The 26,085-nt window shown below is 40.2% G+C and carries 23 protein-coding genes; 11 read left to right on the forward strand and 12 right to left on the reverse strand.

Features of this window, described 5'->3' with window-relative positions; translation table 11 throughout:
- Positions 1-227: 227 nt before the first annotated feature.
- The 5 genes from ABD873_RS05715 to ABD873_RS05735 form a co-directional block, all read right to left on the reverse strand.
- The gene (locus tag ABD873_RS05715; protein WP_345065860.1) at positions 228-734 is read right to left on the reverse strand and encodes a hypothetical protein; all 507 of its coding nucleotides are present in this window, start codon (positions 732-734) and stop codon (positions 228-230) included.
- Between the two features lie 34 nt (positions 735-768).
- Positions 769-1,179: a hypothetical protein gene (locus ABD873_RS05720; protein ID WP_345065864.1), complete on the reverse strand. Its 411-nt coding sequence runs from the start codon at positions 1,177-1,179 to the stop codon at positions 769-771.
- Positions 1,180-1,235: 56 nt separating this feature from the next.
- Positions 1,236-1,862 carry a helix-turn-helix domain-containing protein gene (locus ABD873_RS05725; RefSeq protein ID WP_345065867.1) on the reverse strand — a complete coding sequence of 209 codons (627 nt, stop codon included), beginning with the start codon at positions 1,860-1,862 and terminating at the stop codon, positions 1,236-1,238.
- A 61-nt stretch (positions 1,863-1,923) separates the two neighbouring features.
- Positions 1,924-2,145 carry a (4Fe-4S)-binding protein gene (locus tag ABD873_RS05730; RefSeq protein ID WP_345065870.1) on the reverse strand — a complete coding sequence of 74 codons (222 nt, stop codon included), beginning with the start codon at positions 2,143-2,145 and terminating at the stop codon, positions 1,924-1,926.
- A gap of 101 nt (positions 2,146-2,246) precedes the next feature.
- Positions 2,247-6,308 (reverse strand): glycoside hydrolase family 2 TIM barrel-domain containing protein, encoded by a 4,062-nt coding sequence (locus ABD873_RS05735; protein WP_345065873.1) that lies wholly within the window; start codon positions 6,306-6,308, stop codon positions 2,247-2,249.
- Between the two features lie 348 nt (positions 6,309-6,656).
- On the opposite strand from ABD873_RS05735, the gene ABD873_RS05740 reads away from it, so the two are divergent.
- Positions 6,657-7,247 (forward strand): RNA polymerase sigma factor, encoded by a 591-nt coding sequence (locus tag ABD873_RS05740; RefSeq protein ID WP_345065875.1) that lies wholly within the window; start codon positions 6,657-6,659, stop codon positions 7,245-7,247.
- Position 7,248: 1 nt separating this feature from the next.
- Positions 7,249-8,349, forward strand: a complete 1,101-nt coding sequence (locus tag ABD873_RS05745) for a S1C family serine protease (RefSeq protein WP_039054377.1) — start codon at positions 7,249-7,251, stop codon at positions 8,347-8,349.
- A 360-nt stretch (positions 8,350-8,709) separates the two neighbouring features.
- Here ABD873_RS05745 and ABD873_RS05750 read toward each other — a convergent pair whose 3' ends face one another.
- Positions 8,710-9,345 carry a peroxiredoxin gene (locus ABD873_RS05750; protein WP_039054376.1) on the reverse strand — a complete coding sequence of 212 codons (636 nt, stop codon included), beginning with the start codon at positions 9,343-9,345 and terminating at the stop codon, positions 8,710-8,712.
- Positions 9,346-9,585: 240 nt separating this feature from the next.
- On the opposite strand from ABD873_RS05750, the gene ABD873_RS05755 reads away from it, so the two are divergent.
- Positions 9,586-10,722, forward strand: a complete 1,137-nt coding sequence (locus ABD873_RS05755) for an acyl-CoA dehydrogenase (RefSeq protein WP_345065878.1) — start codon at positions 9,586-9,588, stop codon at positions 10,720-10,722.
- Between the two features lie 21 nt (positions 10,723-10,743).
- Here ABD873_RS05755 and ABD873_RS05760 read toward each other — a convergent pair whose 3' ends face one another.
- From ABD873_RS05760 to proB, 3 genes are read right to left on the reverse strand one after another with little or no spacing between them, the layout of a single operon-like run.
- Positions 10,744-11,127, reverse strand: coding sequence for a hypothetical protein (locus ABD873_RS05760; protein WP_345065880.1), 384 nt, complete (start codon positions 11,125-11,127; stop codon positions 10,744-10,746).
- Positions 11,127-12,377 (reverse strand): glutamate-5-semialdehyde dehydrogenase, encoded by a 1,251-nt coding sequence (locus ABD873_RS05765; protein ID WP_345065882.1) that lies wholly within the window; start codon positions 12,375-12,377, stop codon positions 11,127-11,129. Before ABD873_RS05765 ends, ABD873_RS05760 begins: the two co-directional genes overlap by 1 nt.
- A gap of 17 nt (positions 12,378-12,394) precedes the next feature.
- Positions 12,395-13,426 carry a glutamate 5-kinase gene (gene proB, locus ABD873_RS05770; protein ID WP_345065884.1) on the reverse strand — a complete coding sequence of 344 codons (1,032 nt, stop codon included), beginning with the start codon at positions 13,424-13,426 and terminating at the stop codon, positions 12,395-12,397.
- A 151-nt stretch (positions 13,427-13,577) separates the two neighbouring features.
- Between proB and ABD873_RS05775 the strand changes: the two genes are divergently transcribed.
- Positions 13,578-14,015 carry a hypothetical protein gene (locus ABD873_RS05775; RefSeq protein ID WP_345065886.1) on the forward strand — a complete coding sequence of 146 codons (438 nt, stop codon included), beginning with the start codon at positions 13,578-13,580 and terminating at the stop codon, positions 14,013-14,015.
- A 23-nt stretch (positions 14,016-14,038) separates the two neighbouring features.
- Here ABD873_RS05775 and uvrB read toward each other — a convergent pair whose 3' ends face one another.
- Positions 14,039-16,069, reverse strand: a complete 2,031-nt coding sequence (gene uvrB, locus ABD873_RS05780) for an excinuclease ABC subunit UvrB (protein ID WP_345065888.1) — start codon at positions 16,067-16,069, stop codon at positions 14,039-14,041.
- Between the two features lie 121 nt (positions 16,070-16,190).
- On the opposite strand from uvrB, the gene upp reads away from it, so the two are divergent.
- The 3 genes from upp (at position 16,191) to ABD873_RS05795 (ending at position 17,973) form a co-directional block, all read left to right on the forward strand.
- A complete protein-coding gene (gene upp / locus ABD873_RS05785; RefSeq protein WP_039054238.1) occupies positions 16,191-16,835 on the forward strand; it encodes a uracil phosphoribosyltransferase in 645 nt (214 codons plus the stop codon).
- 67 nt (positions 16,836-16,902) lie between these two features.
- Positions 16,903-17,376 (forward strand): ribonuclease H-like YkuK family protein, encoded by a 474-nt coding sequence (locus tag ABD873_RS05790; protein ID WP_345065891.1) that lies wholly within the window; start codon positions 16,903-16,905, stop codon positions 17,374-17,376.
- Between the two features lie 39 nt (positions 17,377-17,415).
- Positions 17,416-17,973 carry an AAA family ATPase gene (locus ABD873_RS05795; protein WP_345065893.1) on the forward strand — a complete coding sequence of 186 codons (558 nt, stop codon included), beginning with the start codon at positions 17,416-17,418 and terminating at the stop codon, positions 17,971-17,973.
- A 179-nt stretch (positions 17,974-18,152) separates the two neighbouring features.
- On the opposite strand, the gene ABD873_RS05800 is transcribed toward ABD873_RS05795, so the two are convergent.
- Complete coding sequence (locus ABD873_RS05800) at positions 18,153-18,770, reverse strand: S24 family peptidase (protein ID WP_345065895.1); 618 nt, start codon at positions 18,768-18,770, stop codon at positions 18,153-18,155.
- Between the two features lie 216 nt (positions 18,771-18,986).
- Between ABD873_RS05800 and ABD873_RS05805 the strand changes: the two genes are divergently transcribed.
- From ABD873_RS05805 to ABD873_RS05820, 4 genes are all read left to right on the forward strand, one after another.
- Complete coding sequence (locus ABD873_RS05805; protein WP_039053210.1) at positions 18,987-19,229, forward strand: hypothetical protein; 243 nt, start codon at positions 18,987-18,989, stop codon at positions 19,227-19,229.
- Positions 19,230-19,327: 98 nt separating this feature from the next.
- Complete coding sequence (locus ABD873_RS05810) at positions 19,328-22,441, forward strand: hypothetical protein (protein WP_345065900.1); 3,114 nt, start codon at positions 19,328-19,330, stop codon at positions 22,439-22,441.
- 247 nt (positions 22,442-22,688) lie between these two features.
- Positions 22,689-23,816: a clostripain-related cysteine peptidase gene (locus ABD873_RS05815; protein WP_345065902.1), complete on the forward strand. Its 1,128-nt coding sequence runs from the start codon at positions 22,689-22,691 to the stop codon at positions 23,814-23,816.
- 551 nt (positions 23,817-24,367) lie between these two features.
- Positions 24,368-24,634, forward strand: coding sequence for a hypothetical protein (locus tag ABD873_RS05820; RefSeq protein WP_345065904.1), 267 nt, complete (start codon positions 24,368-24,370; stop codon positions 24,632-24,634).
- A 66-nt stretch (positions 24,635-24,700) separates the two neighbouring features.
- Here ABD873_RS05820 and ahcY read toward each other — a convergent pair whose 3' ends face one another.
- Positions 24,701-26,017 carry an adenosylhomocysteinase gene (gene ahcY, locus ABD873_RS05825; protein ID WP_345065906.1) on the reverse strand — a complete coding sequence of 439 codons (1,317 nt, stop codon included), beginning with the start codon at positions 26,015-26,017 and terminating at the stop codon, positions 24,701-24,703.
- Between the last annotated feature and the right edge of the window lie 68 nt (positions 26,018-26,085).

Here is a 26,085-nt window from a genome sequence, read left to right on the forward strand (position 1 = left end):
AAGCTCGCATAAGAGAAAAGCAGATCAAACGATACAACAGAAAATACCTAGAATGGCTATGTCTACAACCCATCAACTGCGCTAATGATTTCTCCTAACAGGCCTGTCATCTCGCCTCTGGCGAGACGGGGTCGAGTCCCGTCCAGACCGCTGAAAAAAATTAAAGGTTATTCTTCCGAATAGCCTTTTTTTTATCGTATCTCCTCTAGAAAAAATTCTTTCTCTATCTATTCGCGTACAATACTAAACCGCTGCTTTCGAGTATCCAAAATTAGTTTATAGCCTATAAATAATTTGTTGCCTACCATTCCACCTATCCCCATCTTCAACATACTACTTACTTGAGAATCACTTGCACCTTCAATATATGTACAATAGTGAATTGGTATGGACAAACCGCCGATATGCACTTCTCTATCCGATTCAAATGTAAATGTCTGTAAAACCTTCCCCCAAGAGTTTATTGCATAACTTAGCGGCTCTGCATTATCTTTGGCCAGTAAACGAGCAAACTCTTTATCAACGATTAATTCAACCATACTAGAACCGGTATCAAAATACAGTAATGTCTTCTTATGATTCAAGTATGCCGGTAAGATTATATTCTTATCAAAGTACCTGAATTCTGAAAACAAAATATAATCTTCATTTGCCAACGAGTCCGACACTGTAATCACTTGATTTTTGTTGTCTATCGCAATTATCTTACCGTCGAAGATATCACATCCTAGCATACCAATTATTTCATAACCCTTATCTTCATTGGAACTACTTTTGGAATTTTTCAACTCTCTTAGAGAAATCTCTTTTACAAATGTTGGTCGTGTCGAGCGTAAAAGCAAAATTTTCAACCTTATCCTTCGCTTCACGTTCGTTGAATATTGAAACTGCAGGATATTTATGCTTAATTGCTTTAAGCTTATTTGCATATAGCAAGGAGTGTTTGGCGCCGGTATCGAACTGCATATACAATTTATCTGAACACTCCTTGATTGTAATCGGAATCAAGAGCGCTACATGGGGTTCCCATTTTCCTTGGATTGAATCTCCTAGCCAAGTGAATGCAAATTGAAATTCTTCGGGCTTCACTAAATGTTGGGACATCACTGGTTGCGCATTAGAAGAATTGACAAATAATGCGAAGTAACAGCATAAAATAATGTGATATAATTTTCTCATGTTTCAAAAGATTTATTTTGAAACTAAGATACCCTATGGGAGCCTCTAATATCACGTCATGAGCACGACATTCGTACGACAAAAGCAAGATAAACACGATTATGATTCCATCGGACCAGCGGAAAAAGCTTTAATACGGCGCATGTCATAAAAATCAGCATAGCATTGAGGAGATACATGGCAAAGAATACCCAAACATAATTTAAGGTGAAAGCTTTATCGAAATATGAAGTGGCGGCAAAATTATAAAGCATCGTAAGCAACATCATTAAAGAATTTCCAATTACCCATGCTATTTGCTGTTGCACTACACTTGTACAAAAATCTGTAGCTTTGTTTGATTTATTCCTATAGTTTTTAAAAAGGTAGTAAGGAATCAGAAAATGAAAAAAAGGAATAAGAAGATAGGTGAAATTAGCCAGTGTAAATATTCTTAGAAATCTCTTTTCATCCTTATCGTTTATTATTGGGGAATTGGTTTCGACAGAATTTTGTTGTATTAAATCTTCATAATCCATTTCCAATGCTGCAGCAATAGACTTAAGTGTGTAAGCTCTTGGAAGGGATTCTCCATTCTCTATACGCTGTATTGTCCGTACTGTTACATTGGTCTTATCTGCCAACTCTTCTTGAGTGAAACCTTTTAATTTTCGAGCTTTCGCTATTTTCTTTGATATTTCCACTTACATTTTTTTAGTTGAAAAACGGCTTAAATAATTATTTCGCTCCATGAATACCATTTTCTTATGTCTTCAGCTCATAGGTTAAAGCCCCTGAAGGACATCCTTCAATCTGTTCAATTAATTCTTTGGAAAGCGCATATTCAGGTTTACACCAGGGTCTTTGGTTGGGTCTATAAACTTGGGGTAATGCTCGAACACAGACTCCCGCATGTGTACATAAGGCAGGCTTCCAGATTACGGTAATTTCTCCATTAGGGTGAGGATATCTGATTATTTTTTCCATAGTATCTTAGATCATAATTTTAAGTTAATAAAATTCAACAACAAATAAAAAGAGCAAGGACCGAAATAGTCCTTGCTCTCCACCTATCTAAATTAACGCACCTAGTCTGCAATTATCTCAAATTCAGCGCCGGAGGCAAAGTCAGCTCCATTCTGAGAACTTAATGCCGTAAAGCGCAGAAAACGGCCTTTTACAGGTTTTTCAAAACGAACAGTCTGTAATGTTGTCTCTCGGGAAAAACTCCCTTCGATAATGGGGTCTGACCAATTCTTTCCGTCAAGACTGACCTGAATCTTATACGCTTTGATACGTCCATTAGGTCCATCTTGCCTTGGCAAGTAAGTGAACCCCTTTATCATCTTTTCTTCCCCCATATCGAAATCCACCCAATGTGGATATTGAGCTACAGTAACCGAATAGGTGGTATGCCATATCGTATTTGGGTTGCCATCGACCAAAAATTTGGCATTTTCTCCATTCTCTTCACTAGACGCAGAGACCACTGTCAAAGGCACTGTCTCTATTTTCGGGAAATGTACCGACGTCTTAATCTGCGGATTATCAACGTACCAGGCCGTCACATGGCCACCTTCTCTCAACCTGAATGGTTCCTTATATATAATAGGCTTGGATTTACCTACTTGATAAAGAATTTGGGCTTCTTTTCGTTCCGTTCCTATTTGCACCTCTCCTGCCTTGCTTCTCACTATCGAAAGAGGCATCTCCCCGGCCACAGTCACCTTCGCTTTGGCTCTATAGTCCTCACGTACTACCGGACGAATAATGAAGCCTAACGAACGGGAATATGCTTTGACGCGATCCTGCTCCAGCGGCGGCCCCTGCCCACAGCTGTTTCCTCCCAAGCCTGTCACGGCAGCATCAATATGTATATGTGCTCCTGAACTTGAAGGCAGCTCGTGTGGATGCGCGGCCAAGGTGAGCTCCTGCTCCGACCATGGCAAGGCAGAAGCAGAAAATGTTTCTTTAGCGACCACAATGATACCATTACCTTCTTTATCGGTGAAGGACGTCCATCTTACTTCTTCATTATTACTCATACTTTGTGGTCTCGACCAATTGACGAACTGATCTGCAACAGTACTGTGGTGCAGTTCTATATTTTGTGCAGTTTTACGGTCGGCATAGTTATTTATAGGACCACGGCCATAGTATATATATTTATTGTATTCCGAAGGAAGCTTCAACGCATAGCCGACCCTAGGGAGAACAAAACTTTCGTCATTTGAAGTTATGATGGATTCCAGCTCTACAGAACCATCCGGATATATGGTCCAAATCTGATTTGTTACAAACTTAAAATCTTCCTCTCCGAAAGGTTTATCCTCATGCTCCATAATCCAGTATTTTCCTGAGGTACCTCCCAAAATGGAAGCACTATTAGGGGCTTGAGATTCCACCACGAACGAAAGCACCACGGCTCCGTCCTTACGTTGAAATTCCGTATGGGAAAGTGCCTTATGCTTCAGGTTGTGAAGCCCCTTTGCGACCCACTGTCTGTAAGCCCAGTTGTCGTTATCCAGAGGAGCTCGATAGGCATCCAGCTTTGGCCCTTCTCCTTCCCGGATGACAGCATTTCCTCCGTACACCAGCTTATGGATAGTACCTTGATTAAGGTCGAAAATCATTTCAAAATTATCCCCTTTTATCCATTGAAAACTTCCCTGCCTTTCGGATTTCAAAGTTGAACCCTTAGCTACGGTGGATATGTGTGGTAGATTTTCCGCCTTTTTCACCAAAAGCTGTTCCTCCATTTGCACGTAGCCTTTGGCGGCCCAAAACATATTCTCTTTCAGCAAAAATTGGATTTTGAGGAAGTATTCGGACTGTTCCTTCAGCTTCTCCTTAGCATAAGGAATACGAACCTGAATACGCTGTCGAGGAGCGATGGCATAAGCGTCACTGGCGACTTTACTACGTTCAATCTCTACCCCATCCTCGTATAAGGCCCATTCCATCTCATAATCTTCCAAAGCAATGAAATAATTCTTATTGAAGATTTCAATAATGCCCTTTTCTATATCTATAGCTTTTAAAGCAACATTCTGATACACTTTTTTGACCTCATAATATTGAGGTTTCTCTTTCATATCGGCAAAGATAAGGCCGTTGTTGACGAAAGTACCGTCATTAGGCTTATCGCCAAAATCTCCTCCATAAGCCAGAAAGCGTTCTCCCGTCTGTTTGTCGTAATAATACATGGATTGATCTATCCAATCCCATATGGCTCCCCCCATGAAGAAGTTTGTCGACTCGATGGCCTCCCAATAATCAACGAGATTACCTGCCGCATTACCCATGGAGTGCGCGTATTCGGAAATGTGAAAAGGATATTTAATATTGAATTTTCCCTTTACAGCTCCTCTCACCCAGCTGATAGAAGGGTATTGGTTTGAACCTATGTCAACAATGGAATTATTACGTTCGTATTGTACAGGACGAGAAATATCCACCTTCTTAATCGCCTGGTAAGCTTCCACAAAATTATTTCCCGGACCGGCCTCATTTCCCAAAGACCATATCACTATGGAAGGATGATTGATATGTGCATGCACCATTTCCAAGTTTCGTGCCACATGAGCGTCTCGCCATTCCGCAGGATGGGATAACGAGGCCTCCCCATAGTAGTATTGGTGGCTCTCTATATTGGCTTCATCCTCCAGATAGATTCCATATTTATCGCAGAGATAGTACCAATAAGGATCATCCGGATAGTGTGAGTTGCGTACATGATTGATGTTGGCACGTTTCATCAACTTAATTTCTTCCTCCATCTGCTCGCGTGTTACCACCTTACCCTTCTCGGGATTTGTCTCATGACGGTTTACTCCTTTCAACTTGACAGGCTTTCCATTAAGGTAATAATAACGCCCCGCCAAACCAAATTCATCGTCCTCGGCACGCGTATCTTTAATCTCTACTTTGCGGAATCCAACAATGGTCGAAACGGCTTCCAACACTCGGCCCTTTGTATCTTTTAGCTCTGCCACCAATGTATAACGATAAGGCCTTTCAGCAGACCATAGCCTCACGTCATCCACCTCCACTCTCATCTGTGCAGCAGCAAATGCCTGTGGTTCTACCTTCACCGAACGTCCACCTCCATCTTCAAATGTAGCCACAAGCTTTTCTACCTTATCGGAATAAAGTCGGTTAGCATATAGCTTATAAGCAAGTACAAAGCCTTTGTGAACTTTGACGTTAGCATTGCGGATCTGTGTAGAAATATTCAAAACTCCATTTTTATAGTTATCCTTAAGGTCTGGAATCACCACCATATCACGGATTTGCAACTTAGGCTTTGCTGTCAGATATACGTTTCGGAAGATCCCCGGCAGCCGAAACATATCCTGAGCTTCCAAAAATGATGCATCCGAACTTCTATAAACCTCTACTGCTACAGTGTTTTTACCTTTTGGATGTAGAAAGGGGGTAATGTTGAATGCAGCAAGGTTTCGGGAATTTTTGGAGAATCCCACATATTTTCCATTAATCCATAGATAGAAAAAAGAGTCCACTCCATCGAAATTGAGATAAACCTCACGTCCGCTCCAATTGTCTGGCACCTCAAACGTACGGCGATAAGAGCCTACCTCGTTTCTATAAATGTAAGTGGTCCAGTCCTGCGGTGGCGTACGCATCACACCTCCCCTCCAATCATCCACCTGAACACTATGTTTAAAGATTACTTGCTGGTTTACGTATATAGGAACGCCATACTTGAGCGATCCGTCTTTTTGAATGCCATAGATGTTCCAGCTCATGGGCACAGGCACCTCATCCCATTGGGAAACATCATACGTTTCCTTATAAAAATCCTTAGGCCGTTCGTCAGGATGTTTTACCCAATGGAACTTCCACGTACCATTGAGATTTTGATAGTAGCTGCTATACTCAGGCAGTACCCCTAATGCTTCTTCCGCGTTCGCAAAAGAGAAAAAATAAGCCTTAGGAAGCTCTTTATTCAGCGAAAGCTTTTGCGGCGACTGCCATTCGTCTCCCGACGGCTGATGCTGTGTTTCAAAAGCAAAGCCACTCATGGTCGTAGCAAAAGGCAAGGACGCCACGGACTGTGCATGAAGCGGTCCCCTCACCCATGCACTCAAGACTAAAAGAAAAATCGTGCTTATAGATTTATAATTCATAAGTTGATAAAGGTGTATCAAGCAAAAATACCATTCACGCTATCAAATACAAGGGCACACTGTTAATCACTCGATTGCGGAATTTTCCATGTGACTAAAAAGATTGATTTTCCTTCCTCCGACATGTATATTATAACATCACCTTTAAGCACAAAAACAATAATTCAACCCCAGCTAAGGTTGAAAACTAAACCACTTGTACTACAAGAGGTTAATAGCCTCCACAAGTAAAATCATTAATTTCTTTCGCTTTTCATTGAAAATTCTGCTACGTTTGAACCAATAATTTTTCATATCTTAATTTTACAATTATTTAGGGTTACTATTTGGATTTTAGGGTATTAATAGGTGAGTAAAATTAAAAACATATTACCGACTGAAGTTTCCGATGAAGTAATCATTGAAGGCTTAATGCGGGGGGATAGCAGGATAATCAGCAAGATGTACAAATTATTCTTTCCTTCGGTAGCATATATGATTACCAATAATAGCGGAACACAGGAAGAGGCCAGAGATATTTTTCAGGAGGCCGTCATGGTGTTGTATGATAAGATTACTCATCAGAATTTTGAGTTAAATTGTAAGCTCAACACTTTTTTGTACGCGGTATCGCGACGCCTGTGGCTCAAACAGCTGTCACGCCGAGGGCATACCTCCAACACCACGGACATCTCGGATTTCGAAGATATCCTGAAAGTAGAGGATGATATCCAACAACATCAAGAGCTCGAAAACAAATTCGAGCAGATGGAAGAAGCGATGAATCAGCTTGGCGAACCTTGCAAAACCTTGTTGCAGGACTTCTATATCTGCAACCTGTCTATGCAGGACATCACTGAAAAATTCGGTTATACCAACAGTGATAATGCCAAAACACAGAAATATAAATGCTTACAAAGACTCAAAAAAATATTTTTCACCCTTAAAACTAAAGAGTAATATGCAAAGGCATAAATTCATAGAGTGGGCAGATCAGTATTTGCGTGGCGAATTACATGCTGAGGAGGCAAAAGCATTTCTAGATTTTTGCGAAGCTCATCCCGAATATGCAGACATACTGGAAGAACACCAAAGCTTTCTTCAAGATATGAAAGCATTCGAGGCACGCCGCGCTTTCAAGGCTAACCTTATCGAAAAAGGTAAACAGCACATCGCCGTAGAGGTGGAAGAACATAGCGATTTTGGCGCACGCGTTATTTCGCTGTGGAGTAAGCTACAGATCAATGCAGGTATAGCAGCGGCCGTTGCTGTGATATCCGTATTCACTACGCTTTGGCTTACAGGCTATTTCACCGAAGTAAAAAAGGCTACTTCCGACTACAGCGCCTTGCGCCGTGAGATGAACACGGTGAAGCGTAATGTTAATGCGCAAAACAAAGCCATCGAGAGTATCCACAACAGTGACAAAACGAAAAGTGAACCAATATCTCACTTTGGAGCTACAGGGTTCCTGTTAACCAAGGACGGATATGTTGTTACCAACTATCACGTCGTCAATGGTGCGGACTCCATACACCTCCAAAACATCAAAGGAAAAGTATTCCGTGCTGAAGTGGTACATACGGACGCAACCAAAGACTTGGCTATATTGCGTATCGCGGACTCATCATTCAAACCATTGAAATATATTCCTTACACGTTCAAGAAACAGACTTCAGACCTTGGAGAGGACGTGTACACTATAGGTTTCCCTCGTGATGAAGCCGTGTACGGACAAGGTTATCTGAGTTCGAATACCGGATATGCTGGAGACACTATAGCTTATCAGATTTCTATTCCTGTCAACCCAGGTAACAGTGGAGGTCCTGTATTGGATGCCCAAGGTAACGTAGTAGGTATTATTTCGGGTAAACAAAAAGGTTTAGATGGAGCTGCCTTCGCTATAAAATCAAAAGAACTTCTGGAAACCTTGAATAATATCCCCGAAGAATCCCTTAAAGGAAATATTGTATTGAACAACAAAAACTCATTACACAAACTCCCTAGAACCGAACAAATCAAAAAGTTGCAAGACTACATTTTTATAGTTAAAATTTTTTAATAAATCACATCTTATTCAGAAAGCATAAAGGGGTACAGAGTACCCCTTTACTTTTTTAACAAAAGATTACTTGTTTGATTTTTAGATGTTTACTATCTTAGTACTAGCATGAGAACGTTTTGGATTTATCTCTCCATCTTTTTGGTGTTGCTAATTGCTACCCAATCTTTCCTCTACTTTTTCAGTAGTAGTAAACCGTACACCTTTGACTACAATCAGCTTATTGTCCATCTTATCATAAGCATAGTTTGTGCGGTCATTGTGTCCTTTATTTTGAGAAAAAGAAAAAATCCATATAACGAAAAAGCCAACTCTTAAGAGTTGGCTTTTTCGTTGCGGTTGTTTGTGTATTAAGAAATCCTACTTATTCGGTTGTGGTGTCACACGCAAGTATGGTTTTATTTCCTTAAATCCTTTAGGGAACTTAGCTGGGATATCTTCTGTTTTAATAGCAGGAACCACAATCACATCATCACCATCTTGCCAATCGGCAGGAGTAGCAACCGAATAATTTTCTGTGAGTTGTAGAGAGTCAATCACACGTAGGATTTCATTAAAATTTCTTCCCGTAGAAGCAGGATACGTCAATGTCAATTTAATTTTACGGTCAGGACCTATCACAAAAACAGAACGTACGGTAGCCGTCGCCGAAGCATTCGGATGAATCATATCGTACAACTCTGCAACTTTACGGTCCGAATCCCCGATGATAGGGAAATTCACTGTAGTGTTTTGTGTTTCGTTGATGTCTTCAATCCATTTCAAATGCTCCTCCACAGGATCCACACTCAATGCTAGCACTTTCACATTCCTCTTATCAAACTCTTCCTTAAGCTGCGCCGTACGACCTAACTCCGTAGTACATACCGGCGTAAAGTCCGAGGGGTGTGAATATAATACAGCCCAACTTCCTTTAATATATTCGTGGAAATCTATCTCTCCTATAGTGGTTTGCGCTTTGAAGTTTGGCGCTTCATCTCCTAATCTTAAACTCATAGTATATCTATTTTGAATTATCAATAATCTATTAACTCTACAAATCTAATAGACTTTATAGAAAATAGCAAGTGATTTTTGTTAAAATTTTGTCTTTTATCAAAATATGCACCTTATATCTCAATATGGACTCTCTCGTTCTATGATGCCAGCTTTTTCCTATTAAAAGAACAAAAATATTATGCTTGCATAACAAAAAAATAATTATATTTGGTTTACAACCTTATAAACTTAAAGATCATGCATTTCGAATTATCCGAAGAACACAAAATGATACGCGAAGCGGCACGGGAGTTTGCACAGGAACTGAAACCGGGCGTGATAGAGCGCGACGAAAAGGCCTTATTTCCCAATGAATTTGTGCGAAAAATGGGTGAACTAGGCTTTATGGGCATTATGACTCCTGTTGAATATGGTGGTGCCGGCCTAGATACCTTAGCTTATGTGCTTGCCTTGGAAGAAATAGCGAAGATAGATGCTTCTGCCGCTGTCATCATGTCAGCACACAACTCTCTTGTTTTGTGGGGCTTAAATGAATATGGCACCGAAGAGCAAAAACAAAAATATTTAGTTCCTCTAGCCCAAGGAGAAAAGTTGGGTGCATTTGCCCTTTCGGAACCTGAAGCAGGTTCCGATGCCTCCTCACAACACACTCGGGCAGAGGATAAAGGCGACTATTACTTACTGAACGGCACTAAAAACTGGATAACCAACGGAGGCAATGCAGACATATATCTAGTGATAGCCCAAACCCATCCAGAATTAGGACATAGAGGTATTAATGTGCTTATTGTCGAAAAAGGGATGGAAGGATTTACGATAGGTCCTAAAGAGAATAAGCTGGGAATACGCAGTTCGGACACGCATTCGCTCATGTTTTCGGACGTCAAAGTTCCTAAAGAGAATCGTATCGGTGAAGATGGCTTCGGATTCAAATTTGCGATGAAAACATTGGACGGCGGCCGCATAGGTATTGCTGCCCAAGCGTTGGGAATAGCTGCTGGAGCCTACGACTTAGCATTAGCTTATGCGAAAGAAAGAAAAACTTTCGGGAAACCTATATCACAGCACCAAGCCATTCAGTTTAAACTCGCCGACATGGAAGTGGACATAGAAGCGGCACGTCTGCTCACCTATAAAGCCGCTTGGACAAAAGACCAAGGCCTTCCATATGGCAAGATGGCCGCAATGGCCAAATTACACGCCTCGGAAGTAGCAATGAAACATACAGTAGAGACCGTACAGATTCACGGAGGGTACGGTTATGTGAAAGAGTACCACGTGGAACGCCTTATGCGAGACGCCAAGATAACTCAGATCTACGAAGGAACTTCCGAAATACAACGTCTTGTGATTGCACGTGAAATATTAAAATAAAATAAGGAGTCTTCTGACTCCTTATTTTAATGCTTTATCAATTCTAGCTAAAAGACCATAATCTTCAAAAGAAAAACTGCCCGAAGAATGCATATGGTATTCAAAGAGAGCCTTAGCTTTTTGCAACATAGCCTTATCCTCACGGATAAAGCCATCATACATCAACAGCTGCGCCAGCGGGCGTATCTGTTCCTTTTCTAAAGAGGAAGCAAAAACAATAATTTCTTCTGCACTCTTTTCCAATAAAGTTATTCTTTCCTGCTTGAAAAAATCCCTATAGCCCTGTTCTATCTCCAGCACATCTACTTTCACTCCAGTCTCCCACTTATCCACCACAAGACGAAGAAATTTCCCCATCTCATTTACCCAGTTCAGTATAGTATCTTTTTCAAACCGAATCCCCATTATTTCCTAATTTGTCCGTTACCGCGAATATACCACTTTTCGGTGACAAGCTTTTCCAACGCAAAAGGACCGCGAGCATGCAACTTTTGAGTAGAAATACCTATTTCAGCTCCTAAACCAAACTCTCCTCCATCTGTAAAACGCGTAGAGGCATTAGCATACACCGCTGCAGCATCCACCAACTCCAAGAAAGTCTCTATGTTTCCCGAATCCTCCGAAACAATGCATTCCGAATGTTTAGAAGAATATTTTTCAATATGATTTAAAGCTTCGTCCAATCCAGCAACCGCTTTTATCGAGCATTTGAAATCCAAAAACTCCCTCCCGAAATCCTCGTCCCGGGCACGGACCAGATAAGGATAGCGAGCCTGTTCAAAAAAGGCGTAAACCTCATCCGACGCAAAGACCTCCACCTTAAAAGGCAGCAAAGGCTCTATCAACTTCTGTATAAAAGGCTGTGCAACTTCTTTATCGACCAACACGGTATCCAATGCATTACATACGGAAGGTCTGGAAGTTTTGGCATTTACCACTATGGCTACAGCCTTATCTAGATCTGCTGTCTTATCTACATAGGTGTGGCACACACCGGCTCCCGTTTCGATGACCGGTACCTTGGCATTATCGCGCACTAAATCGATCAACGCCTGCGACCCACGTGGAATGATAATATCCACATATTGTGTGGCGGTAAGCAGCACATTCACCAACTCCCTGTCGGTAGGGAGTAGCTGAACCAGATGGACATCCGTTCCTTGTTCTTTCAACACCTCTTGAATAAGCCTTACCAAACAGGTGTTGGTATAGATGGCATCCGAGCCACCACGAAGTAAACATACGTTACCAGATTGTATACATAATGCTGCAACATCAATGGTCACATTAGGACGCGCTTCATAGATTACTCCCACCACGCCTAATGCTACCGTTTTCTTAACAATCTCCAGTCCATTGTCCAGCGTTTTAGAAGAGAGGACCACACCTGTAGGATCCGGTAGATTGGCGATGTCAAGCACGCTGTTGGACAAAGCCACAATACGCTCCTTGGTCAACAACAACCTGTCATATTTAGCATCACTTGGATCCATACGGTCCAAATCCTTCTTATTTTCCTCAAGGATAAGGTCTATGTTGTCTAAGAGTTTTTCCGAAATTCCTATTAAAATTGCCTGCTTGTCTTTTAACGGCAAGCGCTGTATGATCTTCTTAGCTCCTTGTGCCGCGATGAGCTGTGATTGTATTCCTGACATTGCTCTTCCTCCTATTCTTATATAAGCACAATATCATCTGCATGTGCTATCTCCACATTTTTGGTTCTATGATTTGCCTGTAGGGTTAATGAGTCTACCTTGGATTTGGCTACCGCATGGATTGTACCATCCTGGTCGGCGATATGAAACACTTCACCGACCTCAAAATGTTCTACAATATCCACTACCCCTACTGCCAACAGGCTTTTACGACTTTTCAAGGCTGCAAGAGCACCCTTATCTACGGTTACCAGTCCCTTAATCAAGCTACCACTGGCCATCCATTTTCTTCGGGAAGGTACCTTGATGGGTTGTGCTCGGCATATCGTTCCCACCTCTCCCTTCACGGCCTTAATAATATGGTCATCTCCATCCATATTGAAGATAACCACCTCTATTCCCATTTGGGTGGCAAGACGGGCGAAATTCAGCTTAGATGTCATACCACCCAAACCTACCGATGACTTATCCTTACGTGCTAAAGACAATATATTTTTATCTATCTCTTGAATCTCACGGATAACGGTACCTTTTTCGTCCAATACGCCAGGAACAGTAGTACAGAACAGCAACTTGCTGGCACCAAAACCCGTAGCTATCAAAGTAGCTAACTCATCATTATCCGAGAATTTAAGCTCTTTGTTACTTACCACATCATTTTCATTGGCGATAGGAATAATATTATTTTTCCATAAGGTCTCATAGGTATTTTTCAATTGTAAAAACTGTTCCCTGTTCGAAAAATGATGTCTTTCACATAGGCTCTGTGCTAATGCTATGCGGAAGGGCTTGAAATAAGTAGCGTATTTTAATACCAACAAAGGATTTCCTATGGCCGCGGCAGCCTTACGTTGCTCCAAAGTTCCTTTATATTTAGGAATAAACTTTTTTCCGGCAGCCACCGCTCCCGAAGAAACAATCACAATATTGTATTGCTTTTGAAGGGCAGAAATCTGCCGCGCAATCTCTAGGATTATACGTTCATCAATCTCTCCATCCGACGTAACGGACGCCGAACCAAATTTCACTACTAAAATTCCCTTCTTCATTAACACTTTATCAAATAAAATAATAAATCATTATCAAAGACGTAAACATAAGAATTGTACGTTAGAAAAAGAATAAATGCTATTTAATTTTTAATTTAGCCTATATTTTCGGAACGTATTTTGCAGTCATACCTTTAACAACCAATGCGTTATGAAAGTAATTATTACCGTATTAAGCATCCTGTCATTATCAGCTTGCCAAAACAACAAAACTCAATCTATTGCCTCCAACGATGTGAAACCACAAGATTCCATACAGAATATTGGAGGTCAAACAGATGAACATGGCTGCTATATAGCGGCAGGTTACACTTGGTCTCAGCTGAAAAACGATTGTATTCGGTTGTTTGAAGATGGTATAGCTCTGGAAAATTTAAATACAACAGACACCTATCACACGGCAGCATATCTTATCATAGACAGCTTGCAGAAAAAAGCTGAAATCTTCGTACCATCTTCGCATGAAAGTATCCTCCTTACTCAACAAAACGATTCTACATTTTCCAATGGAACATTCCTTTTGGCAAAAGAGAATTTTTGTTGGACGATAAGCATGAAAAATACCAAGCTTTATCAAGAAAGAAAATAAAAAGCCCCTGAAAGGGGCTTCTTTTATCCAAATCTTTCTTTATAGGCTGCTTCCAAGGCGAACATTTCATCGCGCAGCTTAGCTGCTTCCAAGAAGTCCATATCTTTAGCGGCCTTTTCCATCCGTTTACGTACGGTTTCTATAGACTTTTTCAGATCCTTCTCACTCATATATTCAATCAAAGGATCTGCCGCCACCGCAGCTGTAATATCCGGCTCTACATATACTTTAGGCTCTCCTGGCTTGTAGTCCGCCACGGACGTTTGTTCCAAAATCTCCTCACGCGACTTACCTACAGTCCTTGGGATGATACCATGTTCAAGGTTATACGCGATTTGCTTTTCTCGACGACGGTTGGTTTCGTCGATTGTCACGCGCATGCTATCTGTAATCTTGTCGGCATACATGATTACACGGCCTTTGTCATTACGCGCAGCACGTCCTATAGTCTGTATCAAAGAGCGCTCCGAACGTAAAAATCCTTCCTTATCAGCATCAAGGATAGCAACCAATGTCACTTCCGGCAGATCAAGACCTTCACGCAACAGGTTAACTCCCACCAATACGTCGAATTCACCCAGTCGCAACCCTCTCAGGATTTCCACTCGGTCTAATGTTTTCACTTCCGAGTGGATATACCTAACTTTGATATTTAGTCTTGACATATATTTGGTAAGTTCTTCAGCCATACGCTTGGTAAGCGTAGTGGCAAGCACCCGTCCTCCCTCCTTGATGGTCTTATCCACTTCTTCAAGGAAGTCGTCCACCTGATTGATTGCCGGCCGAACCTCAATGACAGGATCCAGAAGTCCTGTGGGACGTATAACCTGCTCTACCACAACTCCTCCCGTCTTTTCCAACTCATAATCTCCCGGTGTGGCGGACACATATATAGTCTGGTTTGTCAGTGACTCAAATTCGGAAAAGTTTAGCGGCCGATTGTCCAGTGCTGCCGGTAGACGGAAGCCGTATTCCACCAAGGCCACCTTACGGGATCTGTCTCCACCATACATTGCCCTCAGCTGCGGCAGGGTGACATGACTTTCATCAATAACAAGCAAGAAGTCATCCGGGAAATAGTCCAACAAGCAGAAGGGACGCATCCCCGGCTTTCGGCCGTCAAAGAAGCGAGAATAGTTCTCTATTCCCGAACAATAGCCCAGTTCGCGCAACATCTCCAAATCATAATTTACACGTTCTTCAAGCCTTTTGGCTTCCAACATTTTGCCTTCCTCTTCGAGTTGCTGCTTGCGCATGACCAACTCCTCTTGGATAGCCCATAGTGACTGCGTAAATTTCTCTTTTGGTGTCACGAAAAGATTCGCCGGAAACAATGAAAGTGCTTCATGCTTTAATATTGTCTTTCCACTTACTGGATCGATTTCCGATAGCTCATCTATTTCATCACCAAAGAATGATACCCGATATGCCGTATCCAAATATGCAGGAAATATATCCACTGTATCCCCCTTCACTCGGAAGTTACCCCGCTTAAAGTCTGCCGTGGTCCGAGAGTACAAGATTTCAACCAGTCTATGTAGAAATGCATTGCGTGAGATTCGTGTCCCCACTCCAAAGCGAAAGACCGATCGCGAAAAATCTTCCGGATTACCCATACCATATATGCAAGAAACCGAAGACACGACAATGACATCTCTCCTACCCGACATCAGCGCCGATGTCGTGGCAAGGCGTAACTTCTCGATCTCGTCGTTTATCGCCAAGTCCTTTTCTATATATGTATTTGTCGAAGGGATAAATGCTTCTGGCTGATAATAGTCGTAATACGACACAAAGTAGTTTACCGAATTCTTTGGGAAAAACTGTTTAAACTCACCATACAGCTGAGCAGCCAACGTCTTGTTGTGACTTAAAATCAAAGTAGGACGTTGGGTCTGCTGGATGACATTCGCTATAGTAAACGTCTTTCCCGATCCGGTAACCCCCAACAGGGTCTGGTACATCTCTCCGGCATTCACGCCCGCCACAAGTTCCGCTATAGCCTGAGGTTGGTCTCCCGTCGGTTTATATTCTGATGTTAATTCAAATTTCATATAACTCCTCTAAGGTAAAGATAACACTTCAAAAGAATAAAATACTCTATATATCCGAGAATGTGACATCCGTCAAACATATTTGACTTTTTTTTAGTAAATTGGTGTAAATTAATAAGCTATGATTCATATTCTTTCCAAGAACAACAGTATTGCCAACCATTTTGTTGCTGAGCTGAGAGATGTCACCATTCAAAAAGACAGGCATCGCTTCCGCAGGAATCTGGAACGTGTAGGCGAAATTATAGCTTATGAAATCAGCAAGACATTACCCTACAAAGGAGTAGAGATCGAAACGCCTTTGGGTATTGCCGAAATGAATATCCCGGTCGAACAACCCGTACTTATCACCATTATGCGGGCAGGGTTACCCTTTCATCAAGGTTTCTTGAATGTCTTCGACCAGTCTGACTGTGGCTTTATAGGTGCGTTTCGTCACACCAAAAAAAGTGGCGAGTTTGAAATACACAAGCGTTATGAAATTACCCCCAACTTGGACGATCGCATCGTTATCGTGTCGGACCCTATGTTGGCCACCGGCCGCAGCCTTGTTCTCTGCTGCAAAGAACTATTAAGTGAATATAACATCAAAGAACTGCATATAGCTTCGGTGATAGCTTCCGAGGAGGGAATACAACACGTACGTGCCTTCGTGCCGGAAGCACAACTGTGGATTGCTGACGTAGACAAAGAGCTTACCAGCAAATCCTACATCGTTCCGGGGTTAGGCGACGCCGGCGATTTAGCTTACGGAAACAAAGAATAAAGTGTAGAACTATTAATGCATGACATGAAATTCGGAAATCTTCATATACACCAAAACAAGCCATACTATGAGTTGGGAAAAATACAACGGAGAGCCTTTACAAGGATCTATATTAGACGCTGTTGAAAATGCTATCATTCGTGAGGTCAATAACGGAATTAGGTTAAAAGTATTTATCGGCACAGACTCACAAGTCAAGCGGAACACTATAGAGGTAGCCACCGTCATTGTGTTCCTCCGCGAAAAAAAAGGTGGATTTATGTTTATCCACAAAGATAAAATATCCTTCAAGCTCAGTATCAAAGAGCGTATGCTGATGGAAGTACAACGCTCCATCGAAATCGCCTATCAACTTTGTCCCATCCTTGAAAAATACCAAGTAGATCTCGAAGTGCACGCGGACATCAATACCAATCCTCATTTCGAATCCAACCTAGCTCTCAAAGAAGCTATGGGCTACATTCTAGGAATGGGGTTCAACTTTAAAGCAAAACCTGAATCTTTTGCAAGTACCAACTGTGCCAACCGCATCGTGCAATGATATCCACAGCTAAAATATTTTGTTTAATATTGTGATGAAATGAAAGAATCATCGCAAGCATTAATCAAAATCGCCGTCGTAGGCCCTGAATCTACGGGCAAGTCTACCATGGCCAAATATCTAGCCGAAAAATTACATACTTTGTATGTCCCTGAGTACGCCCGATACTATTGTCAGCACCTAAACAAAAATTATACACTGGAAGACGAAGTGAACATGTTTTACGGTCAGATGGCATTGGAGGATACTATAGTTCAAAACATAAAACCTCCCGTCCTGATTTGCGATACTACCATTCTCACTATTAAAATATGGTGCGACAGACTTTTCGGCTTTACGCCCGACTTCGTACGGGAAGAAATAAAAAAAAGAAAGTACGACCTTTATCTGCTCATGGATATAGACCTTCCTTGGGAAGACGATCCTCTACGCGACTTTCCGCATGAACGAGAACATTTTCTAAAAGTATGGAAACAGGAAATTCACAACTTAAACGGTAATTACATATTAATATCCGGTCAAGGTGAAGAACGGCTAAAAGCAGGACTTGAGGCATGCAAAAAAATTATCGCCTCCACATCTGGTAATATATATTAAAGAAAGTCTAGATAATTCAAAAAAAACCCTAATGCGATGTGTCTGCTTTTTTTATTAGACATCTATTAGGCAAAACGAAGAGGAGAAAAAGTATAACCTCTTCACGAAGATGAAGTATACTTTTGACTAATATTTTTCATAATGAGGTGCAGAACGAACTATAGAAATTGGTTCCAAAATTAAATTGTAACCATAGAAAGCACTCCCTTAACTTTATAAACCGCTTTTATAGAACTTTTTTCCAAAATAATATCATCATAAAGAGAAGAATTTCTGGCCACTAGCTTCCAATGGTTTTCATCCATTCCACGAACAATACGGATTACCTTAATATGTTCGGAAACTACAAGATATATCTCCCCAAAAATCACGGAAGGAACATCTACCTCTTTCAAAAACACCACACTAGCGTGTTCAATTTCCGGAGACATGGCCTCTCCTTCGTTGACAATAGCAAAATCACTACCGGCTAGGATAGGAATTTCAAGCTCATGGGCTACCGGCATTTCGTTCCAATTCGTATTAAAATCTTCCAAGCTTATGTTAAAAAGAGGAATTTTCTGAAAGTTGTTCGCTTCCTTCAGCATATTTCCCTCACCTGTAATCAACCAAGCTTCATTTATATCTGGAAAACGTTTTACAATTGTGCTCGCTAAATTTTTACTAATAGCATAATTACCTCTTTTAATTTGATACAAACGTTCGGCTCTTGTCAATCCAATTTCTTTGGCAAAAGAATTCACATTAAAACCTAAGTATTGTATCACTTTTGCAAGTCTCTCCCAGTTATTCAACATTTTATCAATATGGTTACACTCTAATAAAGTAAAAAACAAATAATTCGGCAATGCAATTAATACTTATTATACGCCGACACTAGTATACAAAAATAGGACCAAAAACTGAAAAAGTGAAATCATTAACAAATTATAACAAATAATTGCAAATAACAATCTAATATTGTAATTTAACATTTGAATTAGAAAATTGTTGTAATAAACATTTATTCTGGAATGAAAAACCAATCATTAACCAATAACGAATCCAATACCAACCATGATGATATTGAAATTACTGAAAAAGACATCGTAAGTCTTTTAGCATTACACAATATTAAACTCATCGACGTAGAATATGCATTACAGCATCTAACAATCAAAAAAAAGAATGTAAACACCTCGTATGAAATAGAACTACATGACATAAACGGACAAAAACACCAGATGATTTTCGAAATAAAAATTTATAACACATAAATTTTAAAAAAAAATTTGATATTACAATATTATGTTGTATTTTTACAAAAAAAATCCATATCAAATAGAGTTTCTTTGATTAATCTTAAAAAGTGAATATGAAAATTAGAAAACTATCCAAATTAGCCTTAGCTGTTGCTATCAGCAGTGCAGTATTAATCGAAGGCTGTAAGAAGTATGATGATGACATCACACGACTTGAGCAGGACATTCGTCAGAACACGAATGATATCGCTGCTTTGAAAACTCAACTTCAAGCCTTAAGCGCTACCAACGTAGTTGAATCCGTAACCTCTATCACAGGTGGCTTTAGAATCACCTTTAAGAGACCTGACGGCTCCACATTCTCTTATGACATCGTAAATGGTCAAAAAGGGGATCAAGGAGAGAAAGGTGAAAAAGGAGAAAAGGGTGAAAAAGGGGAAAAAGGTGATCAGGGGGCTCCTGGTGTACAGTGGAGAATTTCCACAGATGGTTATTGGGAAAGCTCTACCGATGGTACAACTTGGACTAAAACTTCCATAAAAGCTGCCGGTCAAGATGGAAAAGACGGAAAAGATGGTAAAGATGGTAAAGACGGTCAAGACGGTCAAGATGGAAAAGACGGAAAAGATGGTAAGGACGGTGCAACTCCTGAAATTGAAATCAGAACAGTAGGTGGAAAACAATACTGGTTCATTAACGGAGAAAACACAAACGTCCAAGCATATGCGGGAGATATTACACTAGTAGCTACAGATGGTGGTTATAATGTAGTATTTACAAGTGCTGACGGTTCCGCTTCTAGCCCTGTTTTCTTAGCTACAGAAGCTGTCGCTGTTAACTCATTGACTTTAGTTCCTACTTATTTAAACAACAACTCTCCAGTTGTTTTCTTCCCTCGTATCGTCAATAACAACACTACGAGAAATACATTGATGCAAGGTTATGCCGAAATTAAATATAACTTGAATCCATTCGGTGTAGCTATTGCGAACTACGATGCAAACGGACTATTGACACAAACTGCTGAACAGGTTTCGTTCCGTTCAACAGGATCGGGCGCAACTCCAAGCACTAATTTCCAACAAGTAGGATCTTCAATCAAAACATTTGGAGACATCACCGTTAAGTACAGACCTACAGGCAATCCAAACACTTGGTTCCCTAAAGCGTCTGACAATAATTCGCTATATATAGCACTTCAGGTTAAAAACACCAAAGCGGCTGCCAACCAACAATTCGTTGCTTCACAATACCACTTGGCTAAAGAAGAAATCATCGAAGCGGACGAAGTAACAATTGAAAAAGCAGTTAAAGCATCTACCACTTCTAAGTATGAATTAGTAAGCGGTTATGCGACTTCAGCATTCAATACTGGCACCGGCCAATTCACAGAAGCAGCGAACAACACTCCTAACACTTCATTGACAAATACAGCTGCCGCTGCGAAAACTGATGCCCACTTCGTATTGAATGTATATAAAAATGCGGAAAGACAGATCCCTGGAGTTACTGTACCTGACAATAATACAGGATACGAAGGATCAATAGTGCTAGAAGAAAAATTACGCGGTTTCTATGCTCGTACCCAAGTAGGTAACAAGATTGTATCTATGGATGACTATGGTCTTGAAGGATACGACCTACGATTCGGCTTCGCAACCAACACAGCTCACCCTCAACAACAAAACTGGTTGAAACTAGACGAAGCTACAGGTGAAATCTTTGTTAAAGAATCTACTTCGGGCTTCTACAACACAGCTGCGATCGGTAACTATGCAATAGTAAAAGTAGACTTATATCCTAATGCTACTTCAACGCAAATCATCGCAACACGTTACATTAAGATTGGATTTGTTCAAAATCAAGTTAGTGATGTCAACATCAATGGTACAGCAAGTTTGACATTAACAAATGCTGCTACACAAGATGCTACATTGTACTTCACAGCTCCTAACACAATCTTAGACCAAGCCTACAACATCACTGGTGGTTCAGCAGCTCAATTCCACGGATTATACAACTGGAGCTTCACATCTGCTGAAACATCTGGAGGAGCCCCTGTAAGCACTTCTTGGTTCACATTCTTGAACATGAATAATCCAAATCAAAATGTGGAAAGAATAGTTCAAGTGGATCAAACTAAAGTTAACCCTGGAGAATATATCTTGAAAGGTAAATTTGAACCAGCAGTAGCTAATCCAAACTATCCAAATGTTAACATCACAATTAAATTGACTGTTAGCTTGAATGGTACAATTAGCTTCTCGTATATCCCAGCATACTATATCGACAATGCTGCACGCATATACGGTAAAGCACAAGGTGCTAACCTATGGTACATGGGTGGCGATATGAACGAGTACATCAACTTGAGCAGCACTATTACTGGTTCTAACGCTCCAGCAGTAACCTACAAATTCGTTTCAACGAATACAAATGTTGCTGCATTCGGAAATGCTACCTTCGGTACAGGAAATAGTAGCTCTTCAACTACAAAATCTTACGTGAACAGCTCTAACACAGGATTAGGAAACGAAGGCTTACACCTAGTAAACGCTAACGGTCCTGCAGCCCACAACCATACTACTCCTAACTCAGATCCATGGAACTTCGTTTCAGGATGGAGCTACGGCAACAAGGGTACTGTAACAATCCGCATAGAGTACTACTTGAACGGTAACCCTGAACCTTTCAAAACAGAAGATGTCCTTGTACGATTCAAGAACCCTGTTCAAGAGTTAGAAGTGTTGAACAACGGTCAAGCTTCTGTCACAGATAAACAGAATGGTAACAACAATCAAGACGTACCGTTGAAAAACTTCTTCCGACTAAAAGATTACACTAACGTAGTAATCTGGCAAGCTGATAATCCTATCACTACCGCTCAGAACACATTGTTAACTAGATACGGTGTTCAAGGCTTAGGAAGAAATATATTCAATACTTCAGTGTTAGCGCCAACAGCAGTATCATTTGAGAGAGCTTACTACAATGATTCTCCAACTGTAGATATCAAAAACAATCTACCACAGTTCACAAGTGTAAGCATCTTAAACTCTAACGGATCTGCAGTAGCTAGATGGACTAACAGCGGTGCCAACACCATCACTAGACCGATAACACTTGTATTTAAAGTGACTATTCCAAACAGATACAATGATGGTCAAGACGGAAATGCAGGTGATATCGTGAAAGAAATCAAAGTTCAAGTTAACCCTAACAACTAATCTTAGTTGAGCGTTACCACATAAAAGGGTGGTATTTTTACCACCCTTTTTTAACTCACACTACTAAGTAATAAACATCAACCATTTTTATAACTAACACACTGAACCATGGATACAGAATTATGGGACACTATCAAATATCTCGTAAGTTCTATTTTTATTTTAGTAGCAATCGGAACTTTCTGGATTATTATCAAAAAAAAAGAAGAGATTTGAGAAACTATTTCAACTGTAAATAATCCACAACATGAGAAATATTGGAATCTACATATTATTACTTGTCTGTTTCTTCCTGTCCTCCTGTAAAAAGGATTCCGCTACATTATCTGATGAAATATCTTTCAGAACTATAATCGTATATATTGCCGCCAAAAATAATCTTTCGTCAGAAGCGTACGTTAATATTGAACAACTAGAAACCAATATCGAAGATGTAGACGGGAACCTGTTGGTTTATGCGAATTTACCTAATACTACCCCTGTACTTTATCATATTAGTAACAAAAAGGGCCACAGGAAGACATTAAAGGTTAAAGAGTATGAATACCATAACTCTGCAGACCCAATGGTGATGAAAAGAGTCATTACCGATGCTATGGAAAGATTTCCTTCTCAAAGTTATGGATTAATATTATGGTCGCATGCTACAGGATGGATTCCCCCTACAGCTGGTAAAATAAAACTAAAATCTTTTGGCGATGACCAAGGCAACGAAATGGATATTAAGGAGCTAAAAAATGCACTACCAAATAATCTAGACTTCATATTATTTGATGCTTGTTCTATGGCCAGCGTTGAAGTATTATATGAAATAAAAGATAAAGCTAAACACTTCATAGTATCTCCGGGCGAGGTAGTATCAAATGGTATGCCTTATAACAAAATTGTTAATGACCTATTTACCCCAGATATTAGTGCCTATACCACTATAGCAAAAAAATATTACGAACATTATAACAGCCTTAGTGGCAATTTCCAGTCTGCTACAGTTTCAGTCATCCAGGCTTCCAAACTGCAAAATTTAGCCGACAAAACAAAAGAGATTCTTCTTTCTCAAAAACCACAACATGCAGACTTTAAAAGATCGGAAATACAACGCATGGACTTTGACCCTAGCAATCCACTTATCGCATTTGATTTCTTAGATTTTATAGAAGTGAATTATAATAATTCAGCGCAGCTGAATTATTTAAAAGAAATTCTGAATCAAACCATTCTATATAAAGCAAACACCCCAAAATTCAACGGAATCACCATATACAAAAATTCGGGACTGACATGTTATATACCTCATGCGGATAATGAACAAAACGTACACGAGTATTACAGAACCCTATCTTGGTATCAAGCCAGTGGTTTTAATATTTTATTCTAAAAAATACACATTTATAGGTATATAAATAAACAAAAATTTAACATAAATTCATTATGTAAACATAATAATTGACTTAAAGAGGCTTTACCAAACTATTGACCAATTATAACCTACTATTATGAAAACAATGAGGCCTGAAGACAAAACGAAAGATATTTTACTAAAAATAAATATAATTAATCAATGGTTCAAAGATAAAAAAGTCTTTTCCATAGGCATATCCGCATTCCCTGAAATCATAACTTTTCAAACAGAAGACCAAACCCATATCCAGTTAAAACTATATAAATAAAACTATTCTTTATAGAATAATTTAGTCCTTGCTTATTGTAAGTAAGGACTATTTTATTATGATTCCTTAAAAGAAATTTGCCAAACTTAATATTAACTTAACATACGCTATTTACCTTTGCCGAAGTCTCTCAAGGAAAGACCTTATGAGCAATTCTTTGCACATTTACATCATCTGAACAGCTCTCTTCTGTGAAGCAGAGGATGTTGCAAATTACAATCTATTGCCCGTATCGTTTTATCCATAATGATTTGAAATTATGATTCAGCTAATGGAAGGGCTTAATATTGATACGACCCTATTATCTTTTGCCTCGTTTATTTATGGCCTAGCCTTAATAGCCATCTATAAAATGCACAACATCAAGAAAGGACTTCTATTCCTTTTGTACATTTCCACCTCAGCATTTTTGATTTATCTATTTATCACTTATTCCTTTGTTTCTTCTGTACTAGTATTATTGTATATAGGTCATCTACTATATAATAATCATATGGAGACACATGAAAACATCCAAGATGAGTAGAATCAATAAAAAAAGTCCTTGAAACACAACTTTCAAGGACTTTTTTTATTGATTTCCACATTGCTGTTAATATCTATACCATTCAGGCTTGTAAGGACCTTCCACAGGAACTCCGATATAGGCGGCCTGTTCTTCCGTAAGGACGTCCAATTCCACCCCTATATGAGCTAAATGAAGGCGAGCAACCTTTTCATCCAAATGTTTTGGCAATGTATACACCTTCTTCTCGTATTTATCCGAATTGGTCCATAGCTCTATCTGTGCTAAAGTTTGATTCGTAAACGAGTTAGACATCACAAACGATGGGTGTCCTGTAGCACATCCCAAATTCACCAGCCTTCCTTCTGCCAACAGAATAATATCTTTACCGTCGATAGTGTATTTATCCACTTGAGGCTTTATCTCCACCTTGGTATGTCCATAGTTGGCATTTAACCAAGCTACATCGATTTCTGTATCGAAGTGTCCGATGTTACATACCACTGTCTTGTCCTTCATCATCTTGAAATGTTCGCCACGGACGATATCCTTATTTCCTGTAGTGGTCACCACTATATTGGCTTCTTTGACGGCATCAGCCATCTTCTTAACTTCATAGCCTTCCATTGCGGCCTGTAAAGCACAGATAGGATCAATTTCCGTAACGATAACACGTACTCCTGCCGAACGCAAAGACTCTGCCGACCCTTTACCCACATCACCATAGCCTGCCACTACCGCAACTTTTCCGGCCAACATGAGATCCGTAGCACGACGGATAGCATCTACCAACGACTCACGACAGCCGTATTTGTTGTCAAACTTAGACTTAGTTACCGAGTCATTAACATTGATGGCAGGAAGATATAAAGTACCGTTTTTATATCTTTCGTAGAGACGATGTACACCTGTCGTCGTTTCTTCCGACAGACCTTTGATACCCGGAATAAGTTCCGGATAATTGTCGAATACCATATTCGTAAGGTCGCCTCCATCATCCAGAATCATATTCAACGGCTTACGTTCCTCGCCAAAGAAAAGGGTTTGCTCGATACACCAGTTGAACTCCTCCTGCGTCATTCCTTTCCAAGCGTAGACAGGAATTCCAGCAGCAGCAATAGCTGCGGCAGCATGATCCTGCGTAGAAAAGATATTACAAGAAGACCACGACACTTCAGCACCGAGTTCTACCAACGTTTCGATCAGCACTGCCGTTTGTATAGTCATATGCAGACAGCCGGCGATACGTGCACCTTTCAATGGTTTGGAAGGGCCATACTCTTTTCGTAAGCTCATCAGCCCCGGCATTTCAGCCTCTGCCAGTTCTATCTCCTTACGTCCCCACTCTGCCAAGGAAATGTCTTTGACTTTGTATGGAACATATTCTGTTTTTAATGATGACATAAAATATTGTGTTTATAATTTTAAGTAGTGTGACAAAAATACTCCAAAAGGCCGTCAAATCAAAACGA

The organism is Sphingobacterium thermophilum (assembly GCF_039541675.1).
GTDB classification, from domain to species: Bacteria; Bacteroidota; Bacteroidia; order Sphingobacteriales; family Sphingobacteriaceae; genus Sphingobacterium; species Sphingobacterium thermophilum.